14 protein-coding genes and 1 riboswitch are annotated in these 17,814 nt (G+C 40.1%); of the genes, 5 read left to right on the top strand and 9 right to left on the bottom strand.

All coding sequences use genetic code 11. The annotated features are described in order from the left end of the window. Positions 1-9 precede the first annotated feature (9 nt). Positions 10-1,638: a sialidase family protein gene (locus tag PHT93_RS10020; protein WP_300242392.1), complete on the top strand. Its 1,629-nt coding sequence runs from the start codon at positions 10-12 to the stop codon at positions 1,636-1,638. Position 1,639: 1 nt separating this feature from the next. Then, positions 1,640-2,869, top strand: a complete 1,230-nt coding sequence (locus PHT93_RS10015) for an MFS transporter (protein ID WP_300242389.1) — start codon at positions 1,640-1,642, stop codon at positions 2,867-2,869. A 120-nt stretch (positions 2,870-2,989) separates the two neighbouring features. On the opposite strand, the gene PHT93_RS10010 is transcribed toward PHT93_RS10015, so the two are convergent. From PHT93_RS10010 to PHT93_RS09990, 5 genes are all read right to left on the bottom strand, one after another. Further along, the gene (locus PHT93_RS10010; RefSeq protein WP_300242386.1) at positions 2,990-4,675 is read right to left on the bottom strand and encodes an arylsulfatase; all 1,686 of its coding nucleotides are present in this window, start codon (positions 4,673-4,675) and stop codon (positions 2,990-2,992) included. A 2-nt stretch (positions 4,676-4,677) separates the two neighbouring features. Next, positions 4,678-6,288 carry a RagB/SusD family nutrient uptake outer membrane protein gene (locus PHT93_RS10005; RefSeq protein ID WP_300242383.1) on the bottom strand — a complete coding sequence of 537 codons (1,611 nt, stop codon included), beginning with the start codon at positions 6,286-6,288 and terminating at the stop codon, positions 4,678-4,680. Positions 6,289-6,318: 30 nt separating this feature from the next. Further along, on the bottom strand, positions 6,319-9,672 hold the full coding sequence (locus tag PHT93_RS10000) for a TonB-dependent receptor (RefSeq protein WP_300242381.1): 3,354 nt from the start codon (positions 9,670-9,672) through the stop codon (positions 6,319-6,321). Between the two features lie 155 nt (positions 9,673-9,827). Then, a complete protein-coding gene (locus PHT93_RS09995; protein WP_300242379.1) occupies positions 9,828-10,808 on the bottom strand; it encodes a FecR family protein in 981 nt (326 codons plus the stop codon). Between the two features lie 73 nt (positions 10,809-10,881). Continuing rightward, positions 10,882-11,439: an RNA polymerase sigma-70 factor gene (locus PHT93_RS09990; protein ID WP_300242377.1), complete on the bottom strand. Its 558-nt coding sequence runs from the start codon at positions 11,437-11,439 to the stop codon at positions 10,882-10,884. 308 nt (positions 11,440-11,747) lie between these two features. Further along, positions 11,748-11,953: riboswitch (cobalamin riboswitch) on the top strand. Between the two features lie 57 nt (positions 11,954-12,010). On the opposite strand from PHT93_RS09990, the gene PHT93_RS09985 reads away from it, so the two are divergent. The 3 genes from PHT93_RS09985 to PHT93_RS09975 all read left to right on the top strand — a co-directional run bounded on the left by PHT93_RS09985 (position 12,011) and on the right by PHT93_RS09975 (position 14,914). Then, positions 12,011-13,462, top strand: a complete 1,452-nt coding sequence (locus tag PHT93_RS09985) for an Ig-like domain-containing protein (protein WP_300242375.1) — start codon at positions 12,011-12,013, stop codon at positions 13,460-13,462. 33 nt (positions 13,463-13,495) lie between these two features. Then, positions 13,496-13,756: a T9SS type A sorting domain-containing protein gene (locus PHT93_RS09980; RefSeq protein ID WP_300242373.1), complete on the top strand. Its 261-nt coding sequence runs from the start codon at positions 13,496-13,498 to the stop codon at positions 13,754-13,756. 129 nt (positions 13,757-13,885) lie between these two features. After that, positions 13,886-14,914: a hypothetical protein gene (locus tag PHT93_RS09975; protein ID WP_300242371.1), complete on the top strand. Its 1,029-nt coding sequence runs from the start codon at positions 13,886-13,888 to the stop codon at positions 14,912-14,914. Positions 14,915-15,085: 171 nt separating this feature from the next. Here the strand turns inward: PHT93_RS09975 and arsM are convergent, their stop codons facing one another. From arsM to PHT93_RS09955, 4 genes are read right to left on the bottom strand one after another with little or no spacing between them, the layout of a single operon-like run. Then, positions 15,086-16,126: an arsenite methyltransferase gene (arsM, locus tag PHT93_RS09970; protein WP_300242370.1), complete on the bottom strand. Its 1,041-nt coding sequence runs from the start codon at positions 16,124-16,126 to the stop codon at positions 15,086-15,088. Positions 16,127-16,138: 12 nt separating this feature from the next. After that, positions 16,139-16,837 (bottom strand): aromatic aminobenezylarsenical efflux permease ArsG family transporter, encoded by a 699-nt coding sequence (locus PHT93_RS09965; protein WP_300242368.1) that lies wholly within the window; start codon positions 16,835-16,837, stop codon positions 16,139-16,141. A gap of 1 nt (position 16,838) precedes the next feature. Continuing rightward, on the bottom strand, positions 16,839-17,273 hold the full coding sequence (locus PHT93_RS09960) for a nitrophenyl compound nitroreductase subunit ArsF family protein (RefSeq protein ID WP_300242365.1): 435 nt from the start codon (positions 17,271-17,273) through the stop codon (positions 16,839-16,841). Positions 17,274-17,280: 7 nt separating this feature from the next. Beyond that, complete coding sequence (locus PHT93_RS09955; RefSeq protein ID WP_300242460.1) at positions 17,281-17,691, bottom strand: arsenate reductase ArsC; 411 nt, start codon at positions 17,689-17,691, stop codon at positions 17,281-17,283. Positions 17,692-17,814 lie beyond the last annotated feature (123 nt).

Genomic DNA, 17,814 nt, shown 5'->3' with positions numbered 1-17,814 from the left:
TCAAACATCATGAAAAACATAACTTCAATATTATGTATTATAGCCTTGTTGCTACAATCATGCGAGTCTTCTACGGATTCGATCCGGGTAGAAATTACCAATCCTACTCTTCCTGTGTTGACTGGGAAGGAGACCAATCCAGTACTACGTGTTGATCTGATTCGTTCTTTTGCAGAGAATTACCGAATTATGGAAGTTACCTTTGACTTTGCAGGTACGACTGATCTGGCTACTGTTGAATCGGTATCTTTGTATGCGGCTAAAAAGGATGGTTTTATTGATCCGAAAAGAATTTTGGCTCAAGCTGTTATTTCCGGAAATAAAGTTTCTTTTTCTGAATCGATTCCGGTGGATCGGGATACGTTTACGGTTTGGGCAACGGTCAAGCTCCGTGATTCGATTGATTTGTTGAATACTGTCAGCCTGAATTGCCGTTCTGTAAAAACGGATAAAGGACGCTTGGTAGTTCCGGAGATGACGGCTAAAAAACTCCGTACCGGCGTAGCCGTTCGCCAACACATGCAGGATGGCGTACACACTTCGCGTATTCCTGGGCTTACTACATCTAAAAATGGAACACTCTTGGCTATCTATGACGCACGGTATGAAAGTGCGCGAGACTTACAAGGACATATGGATATTGCCTTGAACCGAAGCACCGATGGTGGTCTGACCTGGCAAGCGATGCAAATTGTATTGGATATGAAAGAATGGGGTGATCTGCCCGAAAAATATAATGGCGTAAGTGATGCCTGTATTTTAGTGGATGATAATACGGGTGATATTTATGTGGCCGGACTTTGGATGCACGGAGTGTTGGATCGTGAAACCGGTAAATGGGTGAATGGTATGACTAAAGATAGTACACGCTGGATACATCAGTGGCAAGCCAAAGGCTCTCAACCGGGTTTTGGGGTTAAAGAAACATCCCAATTTCTTATAACCAAGAGTACGGATGATGGCCTGACTTGGAGCGAACCGATAAACATTACGAAGGATAAAAAGAAAGAGTGGTGGCTGTATGCTCCTGCTCCAGGACATGGTATTACCTTGAAAGACGGTACACTTGTTTTCCCGACGCAGGGAAGAGATAAGGAAGGGAAGCCATTCTCCAATATTACCTGGAGTAAAGATGGTGGAAGGACCTGGACAGCTTCTGAACCGGCTTACCATAATACAACCGAGTGTATGGCGGTAGAATTGTCCGACGGCTCCATCATGTTGAATATGCGTGATAATCGGAATCGCGGAAACACAGAAAATAACGGACGCAGAATCTGTACAACAACTGATTTGGGAAAAACGTGGACAGAACATCCTACCTCCCGAAATGCCTTGATAGAACCTACCTGCATGGCCAGTATTCACAGGCATGAATATATGGAAAATGGAGAGAAAAAGAGTTTGCTTTTGTTTGTTAATCCAAGTTCTATTTCGACTCGTGATCATATCACACTGAAAATAAGCTATGATGATGGGATGACTTGGCCGGAAGATCGGTGGATACTATTGGATGAGTATCGTGGTAGGGGATATTCTTGTATTACCTCCATAAATGATTCCACCATAGGTGTTCTATATGAAGGGAGTCAGGCAGATATGATTTTTCAGCAGATTAATTTAAAGGAGATAAAATAAGATGAAAGAAAAGAATATATATCCCTGGGTGGTAGTCGCGTTGTTATGGGTAGTTGCGTTGTTGAATTATATGGACAGACAGATGCTTTCTACAATGCGGGATGCTATGATGGCGGATATAACGGAGCTAGAGATTGCTGCAAACTTTGGTCGTCTAATGGCCGTCTTTCTTTGGATCTATGGTTTTATGAGTCCGGTTTCCGGTATAATAGCAGATCGGTTGAATAGAAAATGGCTGATTGTAGGAAGCCTCTTTGTCTGGTCTGCCGTGACCTGGCGCATGGGCTATGCAAGTAATTTTTCAGAGCTATACGTGTTACGTGCCATAATGGGAGTAAGTGAAGCATTATATATTCCTTCTGCTCTATCGTTGATTGCTGACTTTCATACGGACAAGACGCGTTCATTAGCTGTTGGGATTCATATGACGGGACTTTATGCCGGACAAGCCATCGGTGGCTTTGGAGCAACTGTTGCTAATAAAATATCCTGGGAGGCTACTTTTCATTATTTTGGAATTATCGGCGTTGTCTATAGTTTGATACTAATCTTTTTTTTACGTGAAAAAGAGGGAAGGTACGATCGAAAAACAACAACACAAGTGTCTGATAAGATTCCTCTACTGAAAGGTCTTTCGATGCTTTTTACCAATATTGCATTTTGGGTAATTCTGTTTTATTTCGCTGTGCCAAGTTTGCCGGGTTGGGCAACGAAGAACTGGCTACCTACGCTTTTTTCAGAGAATTTATCCATTGATATGACACAAGCTGGTCCTCTATCCACAATTACTATTGCCGTGTCTTCTTTTATAGGTGTAATTTTCGGCGGTATTCTTTCAGACAAGTGGATACAACGAAACCTGCGTGGACGTGTATATACTGGAGCTATCGGATTGGGACTGACTATACCAGCCTTATTACTTTTGGGTACAGGACATACATTACTGCCTGTAATTGGTGGCGCAGTGTGCTTTGGTATTGGTTTTGGTATGTTTGACGCGAATAATATGCCAATTCTTTGTCAGTTTGTACCTGCAAGATTACGTGCAACAGCTTACGGGATTATGAATATGACCGGAGTTTTTGCCGGGGCATTGATAACCTCACTGTTAGGCAAATCTATGGACGGTGGACACCTCGCACAAGACTTTATGTTGATGGCGGGAGTCGTTGCTCTTATCTTGATTCTACAACTGACAATTTTACGTCCTAAGACAAATGAGATGAAATGATGATATAAAAGTTGAAGCTCTTAGATCCATCTATCAAAGAGCCTCAACTTTTAAAATCAATATTTTTTAAATACCAATACGAATAGGAAAAACAATTTTATATATCATTCCTGATTTAATTTAGTTAGGAGCTGGTAGAACCATTGTCTTTTCTGCCCATATTTGATATTCTTTAACCATTTGGGCCACCTTGTCAGGATATTTATCGGCAAGATTCTTTAGTTCAGATCTGTCTTCATTTAGGTTATATAGTTCCCATTGCGCTTTCTTACCAGGTTGTATGATTTTCCAACCATCGTCACTCATTAATGCTTTTTCATTAAAGTGTTCAAAACCGATAATTTTATGTCCATTACGTTTTCCTTTTTCCAGAATAGGAATGATGCTTTTTCCTTCCAAAGGAATAATATCATTACCTGCATATTTTTTAGGATATTCAGCTCCTGATAATTCAATGCTGGTAGCCATAACATCTATAATATGGCAAGCTTCATTGGTTATAGTTCCTTTCTTTACCTTTATTCCTGCTGGCCAGTGAGCGATCATTGGTGTACAAATTCCTCCTTCATACATCTTTGCTTTCCAAAAACGGAATGGAGTGTTTGCAACATTTGCCCATTCAGGACCAATCGAAGCATAGGTCGTTTCCTGACCAGGTAATACTTCTTTCTGTTTTGGATAAATAATCGGAGTACCATCACGCATCATATCTGGGCGATCATTCTCTCCTGGAGGATAATTCTGGCAAATTTCAGGACTGCATCCATTATCTGACATAAATAGTATCAACGTATTTTCTAATTTACCGGATTTTTCCAATGCTTTTAATACTTGACCGATACCCTGATCCATTCTGTCAATCATTGCCGCATGTACTGCCATAGCATGTGCATCCCACTCGTGATCTGGATTAGTTTCCCATTCTTTGGGAGATTGACGGTCGGATAAGAAGTCTGATTGATCATTAAAGATACTTAGCTTTTTCATTCGTTCATAACGAGCCTGCCGGATAGCTTCCCAACCAACTCTATATACTTCTTCATATTTCTTTATATCTTCTTCCAAAGCATGTAAAGGCCAATGTGGAGAATGATAAGCAAGATAGATGAAAAAAGGATTTTCTGATTGGGAATATCGGTTTATATAGGATACTGCACTATCAGACAAAGCGATTGTGCTATAATAATCATTTGGAACTACGTTTACTGGGGCTTCTCCATTAACAAGACTAAAAGGATCAAAATAATCAACTACTCCATAGATGGTACCATAAAAATCATTAAAACCTCTATGTGTTGGATAGTTCTCTTTGGAAGCAAACTCATCGTATTGTACATGATGGGCTAACCATTCTCGTTGGTCAGGACGTAAAGGGGTTTCTGCTACATGCCATTTCCCGATCATTCCGGTTTGGTAGCCATTTTTTTTCAATACTTCTGCAATAGTTACCCCATTGTGAGTCATCGTTCCTCTGTATCCTGGAAGATGATCATCGAACGTCATTCTTCCAATGCCAGCCTGATGAGGATAGAGTCCTGTCAACAAAGAGGCTCTGGATGGACAACTCCGGCCAGCATTATAGAAACGGCTAAAGCGTACTCCGTTGGCTGCTAATTTGTCAAGATTGGGAGTCTGTACTTCTCCTCCATAGCAACCTAAATCGGAATAGCCTAAATCGTCTGCCAGAATAAGCAAGATATTTGGCTTGCTGTTTTTTACTTCCTCATTTTTATTCGAACAACCACATACGCCTGCCGTAAAGGCAAGCGCAGTGAGTGACCATGTTTTTGTTATTTTTATCTTCATAATTAATCCCAACCGTTATTTTGAGTTAAGTTTGTATTTAATTGCCGTTCATTATATGGAATAGGCCACAGATAATCTCTTGACGTAAATTTCTTTTTATAATCAGTTGTCACAGTCGTCAATTCTCCACTATTCTTGTCAATATATTGAATTCCATCCACTTTGTCCATATTACAAACGTCTTCAGCTATTTTCCACCGTTTTATATCAAAGAAACGATGTCCTTCTAGCGCTAGCTCAACAGTTCTCTCATGCCGAACAGCCTCACGTAATTCTTTCTGGGCTACTATTGATAAAGTTGGCATACTTACATCACTTCGTTGGCGAATCTGATTTATATAACTTAACGCAACATCTAATTCTGTATTCAATTCAATTCTAGATTCTGCAGCAATAAGCAATATCTCAGCATAACGGAGAATAATCAGATTGATACCACAGTTACTCCGGTTACTCTGGCCGATATCTTCAGTATTGATGTATTTCTTTGGGAGTAATCCTGTTTTGGAAACCTGATAACTTGCACCGATAACATCTGCTGACGTACTCCAACCCGGACGGGAGTCATAGGTTGTTCCATTTGGTAATAAGCTTCCTGGATAATAGAGCGTATAACTTAACCGAGGATCCCGGTTATTATATGGATCTTTTGGATCATATGAATTATCTTCTGTTATAGTCTTCCCATTCTTAGTCTCATATTCATCAACCAGTTTTTTGGTCGGCGATAGCATAGAACCATTATTACCTAAAGAAACTGCCCCAAAGTTATTCATTACGGCATTAGCGTAAATATCCTTCATGTACTGATGGTCCAAGATAATTTCAATATTATTCTCATTTGAGTATGTGAATAACTCTTGATATTTAGGCAGTAATGAATAGGCCTTTAAATCGATTACTGCATCAGCGGCTTCTTTTGCTCGTTGAAGATAAAGCTCAGTACGATTGTCTGTATTAGTCACATTCCCTGACGCAAATAACATCGTTCTTGCCAGAATGCCTAAAGCAGCACCCTTCGTTACGCGTCCTATTTCTGTAGCTTTATCGGGTAGAAAACTGGCAGCTTCTGTAATTTCCGTATAAATAAAGTCATAGATTTCTGGGACAGGAGTTCTTGTCAATGTCTTTGATTCGCTAATTCCAATGGGAGTTTTAACAAGTGGTATTTCTCCAAAATAGGCGACCAACCGAGCATAGAAATAACAACGCAAAGTACGAACTTCCGATGTAATACGATTTACCTTATTAACATCGGTTGGAACTATCTTCTCTACATTCTCCAAGTAATCATTACAACGGCGTATTCCCTTGTACAAATCATTCCATGTGTTTTGAAATATATTGGTTTGAGGATCGGCAATACTGGTTTCTACTTTTGTCTCATCAGAGGTTTCAAAGGTTGCCCTTGCCATATCAGTCATAATATCACGCCCGATTAAAGTTCCCGGACTCTCAAGAAAACGATAAATTGCATTGGCAGCGTATTCTGCATCCTGATCTGTTTTCCAATATACTTCTGATGATAACCGATCTGTCGGTATTGTGTTTAGAACATCCGTACATCCCAACAGGAGAGGAAAAACAATGATATATAAATATTTCTTTTTCATGATAAATTATACATTTAAAGGTTAAAACATTTAGAATGTCAGGTTAAGACCTATCGTATATACTGTTGTCTGTGGGTAATATAGGAAACGTCCTGAAACAAATTCCGGATCAAGACCCCATTCTTTCAAGGGAGAGAATGTCAACAAATTACTACCGGACAAATAAATGCGTGCCTTTTCAACGTTGAACTTTTTTGTTTTCTCACGAGGTAGTGTATATCCTAATTGCAGGTTTTTTAGTCTAATATAATTCGCATCAATAACCCAAAAGTCAGACATCATTGCATTATAATCAACGCTCTTTCTCGGACGTGGAAAACGTGCATTTGTGTTGTCCGGAGTCCAGTAATCTTTGAAGATATTGAGTGTAAATCCTTCAAAATTACCGCCTTCAGCTAATGCTCCCGAAACCCTTGTTTGTGCATTCATTACGCCTTGGAACATGAAAGAAAAATCAAAACCTTTCCAACTCATGTTTCCGGAAAAAGCAAATGGATAACGTGGAAATTCATTCCCGATTACTGTCATATCTTCCGCGTCAATTACGCTATCTTTATTTCGGTCAATATATTTTATGTCTCCCAATGTCATTCGACTGTCGTATTTAGGGTAGGCTTTGTCCAGGTCGTTCTGTGTCAGAAATCCGTCCGTTTCATATCCCCAATATGAATTGAGCGCATAGCCTTCTCTGACAGTTGTTAGTACATCAGAAGCTCCACCGCTGATTGTCGGGTTGGCTCCTCCCAAGCTGATTACTTCATTCCAGTTGTTTGATATATTAAAATTTAAACCGTATAAGAAATCACCTATATTATCTTTCCAGTCCAGAGATAATTCGAATCCTTTATTATCTACAATTGCCGCATTTTGAACCGGTGCATCCAATCCGATAGTACCTGAAATAGGTAAACTAACTAAAATACCATCCGTCCGTTTATAGTAATAATCTGCGGTTAGAGTTAATCTATTATCTAAGAAGCCGGCGTCAATTCCTATATTTGTTTGTGTGCTGGTTTCCCATTTAAGGTCTTTATTAGCCAAAGATGTTTGCATGTATCCCTGCACGACATTGTCCGAAAAATTATAGGTGGTAGAAGAATAACTTTCATAAAAGGCATAAAGTCCTGCTGTTTGGTTTCCTGTCTTCCCCCACGAGCCTCTTATTTTTAGATCTGAAATAATATCGCGTAATTCATCACTCCAGAATGCTTCATTTGAAATACGCCACCCGACAGAGAAAGAAGGAAACGTTCCGTACTGATTATTTCCAGTGAAACGTGAAGTTCCATCATAACGAAGATTTCCTTCAAGTAAATAGCGATTGTCATAATTGTAGTTTACACGTCCGAAATATGATCTTAGGGCATATTCATTATTATAACCGTAACTTTTCCAGCTGCTTTCTGAACCCATATTTATAGATTTAACGTCATTGTTGTAAAAGTCCTGACGGTATGCTTGGTTGTGAGACCATTTGTTTTCTATCTGAGAAAAACCAGCTAATATGTGTAGATTGTGCTTGTCAAACCGTTTTTCATAATCCAAGAGTAAATTGAGAGTATATTCGTTTATATCCTCACGATAATCATTCATGCTGTTTCTTGAAATATCTCTTTTGCGAATACGCGTTGTATTGGGACTATAATGTTCGTCTTTTGCTGTTGCATTCCAATCAAGAAAATTATTGTCTGTTACTGTATAAGCGTTGGTAAAAGCTACTGTCTTATTAAAAGCGTAACGTTGTGCGTATTGAGTAATAAACCTAAGACCATCTGTAAGATTTACTTCAGCTTTCAGATTTCCAACGAAAAGATTATTCCATTGTTTATCATCTCCAGCCATTTCTGCAAGCATTAATGGATTGGCATTTTTATTCCCTAATCCATAACTACCGTCAGAATATCTTGGGACAACGAATTGTGTTGCGTGGTACATGGAATAGAATATTCCTCCCCCATTTTTGTCATATTCATACGCTTCAACTGGTGCTGAAGAATATCTGCTCCTGAAATTCGCATCGGCTGATAACTTTAATCTTTTGAAAGGTGTAAAATCAGTATTAACACGAATTTCTTTAATCTCTGAATTGAAGTTCGGCACTACTCCATCCTGATTATAATATCGTAAGGCCATTAACCCTTTTGCCTTCTCATTCCCTCCACTAACAGTCAAACTATAATTATGCTGTAATGCTGAACGATAAACCGCATCTTGCCACTGGTTTGCTTCTCGATAAGTGATAGGGTCGCTTTTATGATTATCTATCCATTCCTGAATAAATGTCTCAGAATATCGTGAAGATTGTCCTGCATTTTGGAAGGCATAGTTCTGTTGTTTCATATAAGTTACCGTTTCCATATGTTCGGGTTTGTTGGTGACCTTTTGTATTCCCCAATAAGAATTGAAATCAATCTTTACACCGCCTTCTTTCCCTCGCTTAGTTGTTACCAATACAACGCCATTAGCAGCCCGTGATCCGTAAATAGCAGTAGTTGAGGCGTCTTTTAAAACAGAAACACTTTCTATGTCATCCGGATTTATGTCAGATATGCGTTGCTCTACTCCATCGACAAGTAATAAAGCATCACTATTATTTATTGTTGTGACTCCTCTGATGCGAAGTGTAGTTGTTGCGCGTCCCGGAGATCCTCCCTTGTCCAGAATAGTTAAGCCAGGGGATGTTCCCTGCATTGACGCTGTTGTACTGTTTGCCAGGCGGTTGATGTTTTCACTTTTGATATTCCCGACAGCACCCGTTATGCTTACTTTTTTTTGTTGACCATATCCAATAACGACCACTTCTTCCAGAGCTTCCGTATCTTCTAACAGCGAAAAATTAATGATATTATTACTGGTTACTTTGACCTCCTGTGAGTTATAGCCAATATAGGAAATCTGTAAAATACCCCCTTCAGGAACATCTATAATGTAAGCTCCATACAAATCAGTTATTGTACCGTTTGTTGTTCCTTTCTCAATAATGTTGGCTCCAATTACCGGCTCTCCTTTTTCGTCTTTCACTATACCGCTTACTTTTTTAGGTGGGTGATTGACTTTATTGTCTTTTGTAATAATAGCATGCCCATTACTGAAAGTTATCTTACATCCTGATTTTTTTAGTAATTGTTCCAATACTGTTTTAACACTATTGGTTTGAGGAAGCTCTGTTAATATCTGACTATCATTAATATCACTGGTATTATAATCAATGAACAATTTTGTTTGTTGCTCAATTTGTTTGAATACAGCCTTTAATGTCAGATTAGATCCTCTGAGGTTTACCTGTTGGTGTTGTGCATAGGTAGATATCTCACAGACAAACAGAAAACCTATAATAAGCAGGAATAAAAACGATTTATCCGCTTTCAATTGTATTAGATTCATAAAGTTTTTATCTTTGGTTGTTTGAAATTTGAATAATTTTTTTTGACGTTTTACGTCTCTTGATGTAATTTATAGTTCGATTTCAATCACCGGGAAGAGGAATTTAGTCGTTTATCTTTCCGGTTTTCTTTTTCTTATACGCTCTCCTCCGTTTTTTAGTTAATAATTACTGTTTTTTTATCTATTTTAAAATGTATGCCTATCAATTGTTCAAGTACACGAAGTGCATCTTCAAGAGATTCTTCGGGCGAGAACTTAATATTATAATAATCCCCTGCATGTTTTTGAGAATTATATTGGATCGTTACATTGAATTTTCGTTCTAATGCTATCATCAATTCATTAAATGAGCTGTTTTCAAAAATTAAATATCCTGTTTTCTTCAATTGAAACAACTCGATATCTATATTCATTATATTTATAGAATTTGATTTATGTGAGTAAACTAATTGTTGTTCTGGTTTTAAGATTACTGCTTCTATGTCTGTTTCTTTAACCTTAACTAGAACACTTCCTTCTTCCAATGTTGCTGTCGTGCAGGTATCACCAGGATATGATTTTACAGTGAAAATAGTACCAAGAACACGTACACTCATATGGTTTGTTTCTACAATGAAAGGTTTCTCTGGATTTTTTCGAACAGAAAAAGAAGCCTCACCTGTAAGATATACTGTTCGTGACAGACTATTCTCAAAACTTACAGGATAAACAAGTAATGAACCCGCGTTCAACATAATTTCCGAACTGTCCGGCAATATAATAGATTGACTATCTCCGTATGGTACAAATATTTCAGCCATTTTTATAGTAGGGCTGACTGGTGTTCTGCCCGTAATCCAGATTGTTGCTCCTATTGTAATAATAAGACCAATAGCAGCAGCATATTTAATCCATCGTAGGCTATGTAAAACAGATGGTTTTGGTTTAATTCTGTTTTGTAATTCCATCCAATCTCTGGATGTCTCTTTTGTTGATTTGGTTGAGGTTTGTCTCCAAATCTCTTCTAGCACTTTCGATTTTGGGACTTTTCCGTCTTCAGCAATTAACCAACGACCAAACAGGATACATGTATTGAGTGAGAATTTCTTCCCAAAATAGAGACCTATTAGTTGTTTTATTCTTTCGTGATTTCTCATTAAATCATGTGCTTTTATTTTAATGTCGGGTAAACGACGTTATACACACATATTATATGATGTTTTTTTGTTGTTATGAAGAAAGACTGATTAGTAATAAGTAAATAACTTTTCGGAGAATAGATAACGCTGCTGTAAGGTGATTCTCTACGGTTCGTTTACTAATTCCTAAGATCGTGGCTATTTCGCCGTTTGACAAACCATCCTCGCGACTCATACGATATATTCTAGATTGTTGCGGAGACATATTGCTAACGGTTATATTTATAATTTCCTGTAGTTCACGAACGAAAAGTTTTTCTTCCTCTGATATGAATTCTGAATTTTCCTTTAAATACTCATTGGTGTATTTTTGAGATACGACAAGATGATCAAAATAGTCATATACCGTATAACGCGCCATCCGGAAAAGATAAGGAGAGAAAGATTGTATGTGGTTTAATCTTTTGCGATTATTCCATAGCGAAACGAATAAATCCTGAGCCATATCACGACTAATCTCTTTATCGTGAGTTAAACCTGTAAGGAAACTAAGCAATTTGGGCTGATAAACGATAAACAACTGTTCAAAAGCCTCAATTTTTCCTGATGCGATCTCTTGTAATATTTTTTGCTCTTCAAACAATTCCATACTTGGATACGAAATAGCAACAAATATCTAAATTGACAAAATAAAAGATCGGTTTACCTATATTATATCTGTAAACTTCAAATAAATCACTAATGCTATAACTCTAATGTTTCTTATTAGATGTTTTTTTCTGTTTATGGAAAAAGAAAAATTATATAGTTGAATGTTAGGTTTAGTTACAAAAGATCTTTATTAAAAAAACACAGGTATGGTGATCAAATCTCTTCTCTATGAATTGTTGTTGTTTTATTAATACTGGTGCGGGCTTTTTTTTGTTGTTAAAAGATTGTCTAATAATGCTTTTTACCTATTTTTGTCATCGTATTGGTTCATTTTTCTCCTTTCGGAGGATGTGATTAAAAGGGAACCGGGTGCGAATCCCGGACAGACCCCGCTGCTGTAAGCTCATTTATTGTTTTGAGACAAATCTCATTGCCACTGTTTTTCTTTAAAACGGGAAGGTCGTTTCAAAACAGAGTAAGTCAGAAGACCTGCCGTACATGTTTTGTGTTTTCCTCTGCCAGGGTTTGGGGGAAACAGCGTTTTATTTTAGTCTAATTTTAGTAAGAAAATGAAAAAACGGATGTCACTTTGGGTGATAGGTCTGCTTGTGTGTATCAGCAGTTATGTTCAGTCCCACTCTCCTTATATTAATAAGGTGTATGATTTTGTACTGGCTCCGGGACAGTTTACCAATGGGCTCCCTGAATACAAATCCGGCGATACGAAAGCGGATATGATCCGAAAAGTGGAGGCTGCAATCGCGAATGATAAGCAAGGCATGATTTCTTTGGGTGGATTTGGCGGTTATGTAGTCTTCGGCTTTGATCATATGGTGGAAAATGTACCGGGTAAGTATGATTTTAAAATACTGGCTAATGCATTTTATTCAAATTCTAATCCGAACGGAGATGCTTCGAGAGAAGGGGGAAGCTGTGAGCCGGGAATTGTAATGGTATCGTATGACGCAAATGGCAATGGAGAACCGGATGATGCCTGGTATGAACTGGCGGGAAGCGAATATAATCGCGCCGGAACGATCAAAAACTACGAAATAACCTATCACAAACCAGACGAGAACAAAACGCCGACTCCGGATAATACCTATACCGATGAATCGGGAGCGCCTTATCTGACGGATACTTCCTATCTGAAATGGACGGACAATCAGGGAGGACAAGGTTATATATTCCGGAATATGTATCACTCGCAGCCTTATTATCCACAGTGGATCGATGACGGACAAATGGTCTTTAAAGGGAGCAAACTGGCTGATAATTATGTGGACGAAAGCGGAAAGAGAAAGTATTATGTCGGCTATGCCTACCACTGGGGCTATGCGGATAATCATCCGGACAATGATGATCGTTCGGGGTTTAATATCGAATGGGCCGTAGATGCAAATAGGAATAAGGTGTCGCTTTCGGGCATTCATTTTGTCAAGGTTTATACGGGAGTGAATCAGTATAACGGGTGGATCGGTGAAGTATCCACCGAAATACTGGGAGCGGAAGATCTCCACCTGACGGGAAAATCCACTACGGTTCCCGTTTTTACCGAGAGTGTGGGGCTTGACCAATCTTCTTTAACGCTGAAAAAGGGAGAAAGTGCCACCTTGACCGCGACAATCTATCCGGCGAATGCGTCCAATTCCAAAATTACCTGGAAGAGCAGTAAGACGAATGTAGCAACCGTGAAAGACGGTTTGGTTACTTCTGTTTCTCCGGGCACGACTACGATACAGGCTATTACAAACGATGGTTATTACATCGCTTCGTGCGAGGTAAAGGTTACTTCTTCGGAAGCATCCACAATTCCGGTTGAGAAGGTGACGCTGAGTGAGGAATCAGCCACGCTGAAAGTCGGTGATACACAGATGCTAACGGCTACAGTCTATCCCGATAACGCAACGAACAAAACTGTAAGTTGGAGTTCTTCGGATACGGAAATCGTAGAGGTAACCGTAAACGGGCTGCTCTTTGCCGTGGCTCCGGGCACAGCAGTAATCACCGTTACCTCCTAAGACGGAGGGCATAAGGCCACGCTAAACTGCGAAGTGACCGATACGGCTACGGGCATAGAAGTAATAGACACCGACAAACCTTCCGCTCACTATGTCGGCGGTCATATCTGGCTATCCAATCTGGCAGGATACCGCTGTACGATATTCAACCTGAACGGACAGCCATTGCGTACATTCACAGTTAGCGGACCGGAAGAAAGTCATATCACCGCACTACCCGCCGGACTCTACATTCTGTCCGCCGAAAACGGCACGACACAGATCGCGTTCAAATTACGGATTACAAATCAATAAATCATAAATACATGAAACTGCAAATTAAAAAGAAAATTCACAAAAAGAGCATGAGCCCGCCGTTTCCCCACAGAAGCGTGCGAGCAGTGAGGTTGATTAGTTTATTAATCTAATTAACACTTAATTTTTATGAGAAAGCATCTAATGATTCTCCTTGCGTTCAGCATGAGCGCCGGGCTCTTCGCCCAACAGAGAGTAGGTAATGTGGTCAAAGTGCAAGGGCACGTCCACGAGTTGTTAACCAAGCAGGCGCACGAAAAAAGGTTTGCTGCGCCGGAACTTCGAACGCCTGTCGGCAATGTAAGTAACATCAATCCTGGTGATGTTGATTGTTGGGTAGGTTGTACTGAATCGGTATATCCGGTTTTGGCTATTGATACGGCCTATTTACTGGTCAAGTGGACGGATGGAAAAGCTGCCATACGTGGTGATAATGACAGCATTCTAATCTGGGGATACCGTTGGGTTTCCCAATACCAGCATCCTATCTATGGTCCCACGAACGTCACGAAATATAGCATTGATATGCTCCGTGCAGTAGCTAATTTTGATTGCCGGTTCTCGGTACTTCTACAAAACACCGGTGGGGGTAACTTTACTGTAGGAGGGTTCGGGTATAATTTTGACGGATTCGAAGAAGATCGTGTGCCACTTGAATTCGATTGGACTGGAGCTCAAGGACTGGTTGATAGGGATACTATTCAGTTCCATTACACAGATGTCTCTAATTGCCTTGCTCCATATAATCAATTTGTAGTACCTGTTGACCCGACACCGTCAACTTTAGTAGATCGGGCTCTTAATGCATCTAAGAATACAGGTGTAATCAAACATCCTTTGGATGCTGCCTACAGCTATCCTGCTTATGATTATGATTTCTGGGTATTGCCTACTCCGGGAAATTCAGATCATGAGTGGCAATCGGGTTGGACTTACAATTACTGGTCGTTCAATGTCAGACAGGGTTTGTCGGGTACATTTGGATATCCCACGACTTCGGGTGTAGCGACCGAAACGCTGAGTAATAATACGACACATTATTTTGTATTTGCATCGGCGAATTATCTTATACCGGTAAATCTGAATGGAAATTATTCAACTCGGGCTTGTTGTACAACATATTGTACAAATTGTACTCCGCCAATATTGTCAAAATAATTAGTCTCATCTCCCGGCTTCTTTAAAGAGGCTGGGATTTTTATAATTCAATCTAATGAAAAAATATTTACTTTTATTATTGTTGTTTATCTCTATAGGAAGTGCTTATGCCGAAGATCGAAAAGAATTCTAAGACTAATCCAAACTTTTTAGCCGAAAAAATCTATAATTTTATTCCGTCCGTTTTCCTGTTACCGTAATCGAATAGATACCCACGTTTCCCGCTTGGTATTTTTCGATAGTAGCTTCGTCCAAATGTTCCTGCAACACATCATCGGGAATAGTGATTGTTTTTGTCCGTTCCACTTTAATATCGGCAAAGCCTGCTTTTTCAATTTCGCCCAAATATTCTTCGCGCTGAATGGCGCTGGCAATGCAGCCCGCATACATGGCGGCGTTATCCGTAAATTCTTTCGGGAATACGCCATTCAACACCACGTCTGAGATACAGAAATGGCCGCCAGGTTTCAATACACGGTAAATCTCTTTGAAAATACGGTCTTTGCAGGGCAATAGGTTCAATACACAATTGCTTACCACCACATCGGCTGTTTTATCTGGTAAAGGCATATTTTCGATGTCGCCTTCCAGAAATTCCACGTTGGTAAATCCCCGTTTGGTTGCGTTGGCTCTTGCGCGGGCAAGCATTTGAGGGGCGAAGTCGATTCCGATTACACTGCCTGTTTCGCCTGTTTCTTCACGGGCAATAAAACAGTCGTTACCTGCCCCACTTCCCAAATCTACCACAGTATCGCCTTTTTGTATACGGGCGTATTGTGTGGGAAGTCCGCAACCAACGCCCAAATCGGCATCGGGTTCATAGCCTTTCAATTGGCTATAATCCTCACTCATTATTGTAAACACTTTCTTTGACGGGGCGGCGGGCGCCATCGGATTACAACAACAGCCTATTGACTCTTTGTTTAATACAGCCAAATCGTTGTAACGTTGCTTTACCAACTCTTTCATGTCTGGTTTTCCTTTAGAAAGCCATTCCTTGATTTCGCTTTCTTTCGGAAGTCCACCCTGCATAACGACTGTTCCGTCGATTACTACGGCGGGCGTACTCATAACGCCGAATCTCATGATTTCGGTAATATCCTCTATCTTCTTTACGGTAGCGGTACTTTGTGTTTCACCCACTACATTCTGAACCCGTTCGTACAGGGTTTTGCATTTGTTGCAACCCGTACCCAATATTGCAATTTCCATATCTTTTGTTTTTTAGATGTTTATAATGATGTAATAAATGCCAACCACGATGAATACGGCGGCAATAATACGTTTGAACCACTTTTGAAAAGTGTTCATGCTGTTGTAGAATTTGCCGATGTTACCCACACTATATGCCAATAGCCAGGCAATAATGATTACGGGCAAGCCTGTGGCAATGGCGAACACGGGCGGCAGCAATAATCCTTCGTTGCTTGCAAGCGTTATCGGAATAAGCCCACCGAAGTACAACACGGCACTGTACGGACAAAATGCCAACGAGAACAAAACGCCCATAAGAAAAGCGTTCAGGTAGTTGCGCTTGATGTTCCGCCGGCTTACCGACGAAGTGATTTTACTAAAGAACGGAATGTCAAATTTGATAACATCCAACATCAGGATGCCGAATACAACAAGGGCAATACCTATCCAAATGCCGTCAATTTGTTGAAACCACCTGGCCACATGCAGTTTGCTTGCACCGAAAAAGATAATGCTTGCCAACGCCGTGTAACTGAACATGCGCCCCAGCGTGTAGAACACGCCGTTGAACATCACGCGCCGCTTGTCGGTAATGTCTTTGCTCAAATAGGCGGTGGCAGTGATGTTCATAGCCAACGGGCAAGGGCTTATCGCCGTCATTAACCCCAAAATAAAGGCGGTGAGCAGCGGAATATTTGAACTGTCGGCTAAATTTTGCAACCATTCCATACTATTGCAGGCGTTTGTTTACTTCGTCTTTAATTAGCGTTTCCAACGATTGCGGATTCTCAACGGCAGTAGCGAACGCCTGTTTCGTAATTTCGATGTTGCCGCTTCCTCTGGCGATTATTAAAGCATTCCACGTTACTTCGTATTTTTCTATCAATGCTTTGGTGGCATCTTCACTGGTGTTTATTTCGGTAAAGACTACTTTGCTGTTGCCTACGTATGCTTTTTCAATGGTTTCTTTGGCTACGTCGCCAACAGCTACACAGGTTTTGCAACGCTGCTTTCCGTGAAAATAATAGACGTTTACGACCGATGTATCGGTCGTGGCTACGGCTGCTGTGGTTTGTGTGTCTTTGTTTTCCGTTTTTTTGCCCGGTTGATTATTACATGCGGTAACGGAAACCAACAGCAACAAGGCTAATACTACATTCTTCATGGTCAATTTATTTGTTTATGTTTTCTTCAACGAATTGTTTGCAGTAGGTTTTAATCAGGTCGCGCACGCGGCGGAACTCGCCCATGATTTCTGCTTCCGTTCCCTGTGCTTTGGCGGGGTCGGGAAAGTTTTGATGAAACTTTTCAGCTTTGGACGGGAAGTACGGACAGCGTTCGCGGGCATTGTCGCAAACGGTGATTACAAAATCGAAATCAATGTCGCGGTATTCGTCCACGTTGTTTGAAGTATGCCCCGAAATGTTGATACCGTATTCCTTCATCGTTTCTATGGCGCGTGGATTAACACCGTGCGTTTCTACGCCTGCGCTATACACATCGGCTTTGTCGTCTGCAAAGTAGCGCAGGTAGCCTTCGGCTATTTGGCTACGGCAACTGTTGCCTGTGCAGAGGACTAATATTTTTTCATACGTAAATTATGTCTGTGAAATCACGTTTAAATAGGTGATTTCGGTTAATAACTCAATTTTTAGACAAAGAAAAGGCAGCACTCTTCTACTAGAAAAATGCACAAATGGTTATTA

Origin of the sequence: Massilibacteroides sp. (genome assembly GCF_028705895.1) — a bacterium.
Classification (GTDB): Bacteria; Bacteroidota; Bacteroidia; order Bacteroidales; family Tannerellaceae; genus Massilibacteroides.
This window is presented reverse-complemented; position numbering and strand designations above follow the sequence as displayed.

Excerpts from the sequence above, each read along its gene's own strand:
- PHT93_RS10020 (WP_300242392.1), top strand. The coding sequence starts at position 10 with ATGAAAAACATAACTTCAATATTATGTATTATAGCCTTGTTGCTACAA.
- PHT93_RS10015 (WP_300242389.1), top strand. The coding sequence starts at position 1,640 with ATGAAAGAAAAGAATATATATCCCTGGGTGGTAGTCGCGTTGTTATGG.
- PHT93_RS10010 (WP_300242386.1), bottom strand. The coding sequence starts at position 4,675 with ATGAAGATAAAAATAACAAAAACATGGTCACTCACTGCGCTTGCCTTT.
- PHT93_RS10005 (WP_300242383.1), bottom strand. The coding sequence starts at position 6,288 with ATGAAAAAGAAATATTTATATATCATTGTTTTTCCTCTCCTGTTGGGA.
- PHT93_RS10000 (WP_300242381.1), bottom strand. The coding sequence starts at position 9,672 with ATGAATCTAATACAATTGAAAGCGGATAAATCGTTTTTATTCCTGCTT.
- PHT93_RS09995 (WP_300242379.1), bottom strand. The coding sequence starts at position 10,808 with ATGAGAAATCACGAAAGAATAAAACAACTAATAGGTCTCTATTTTGGG.
- PHT93_RS09990 (WP_300242377.1), bottom strand. The coding sequence starts at position 11,439 with ATGGAATTGTTTGAAGAGCAAAAAATATTACAAGAGATCGCATCAGGA.
- PHT93_RS09985 (WP_300242375.1), top strand. The coding sequence starts at position 12,011 with ATGAAAAAACGGATGTCACTTTGGGTGATAGGTCTGCTTGTGTGTATC.
- PHT93_RS09975 (WP_300242371.1), top strand. The coding sequence starts at position 13,886 with ATGAGAAAGCATCTAATGATTCTCCTTGCGTTCAGCATGAGCGCCGGG.
- arsM (WP_300242370.1), bottom strand. The coding sequence starts at position 16,126 with ATGGAAATTGCAATATTGGGTACGGGTTGCAACAAATGCAAAACCCTG.
- PHT93_RS09965 (WP_300242368.1), bottom strand. The coding sequence starts at position 16,837 with ATGGAATGGTTGCAAAATTTAGCCGACAGTTCAAATATTCCGCTGCTC.
- PHT93_RS09960 (WP_300242365.1), bottom strand. The coding sequence starts at position 17,273 with ATGAAGAATGTAGTATTAGCCTTGTTGCTGTTGGTTTCCGTTACCGCA.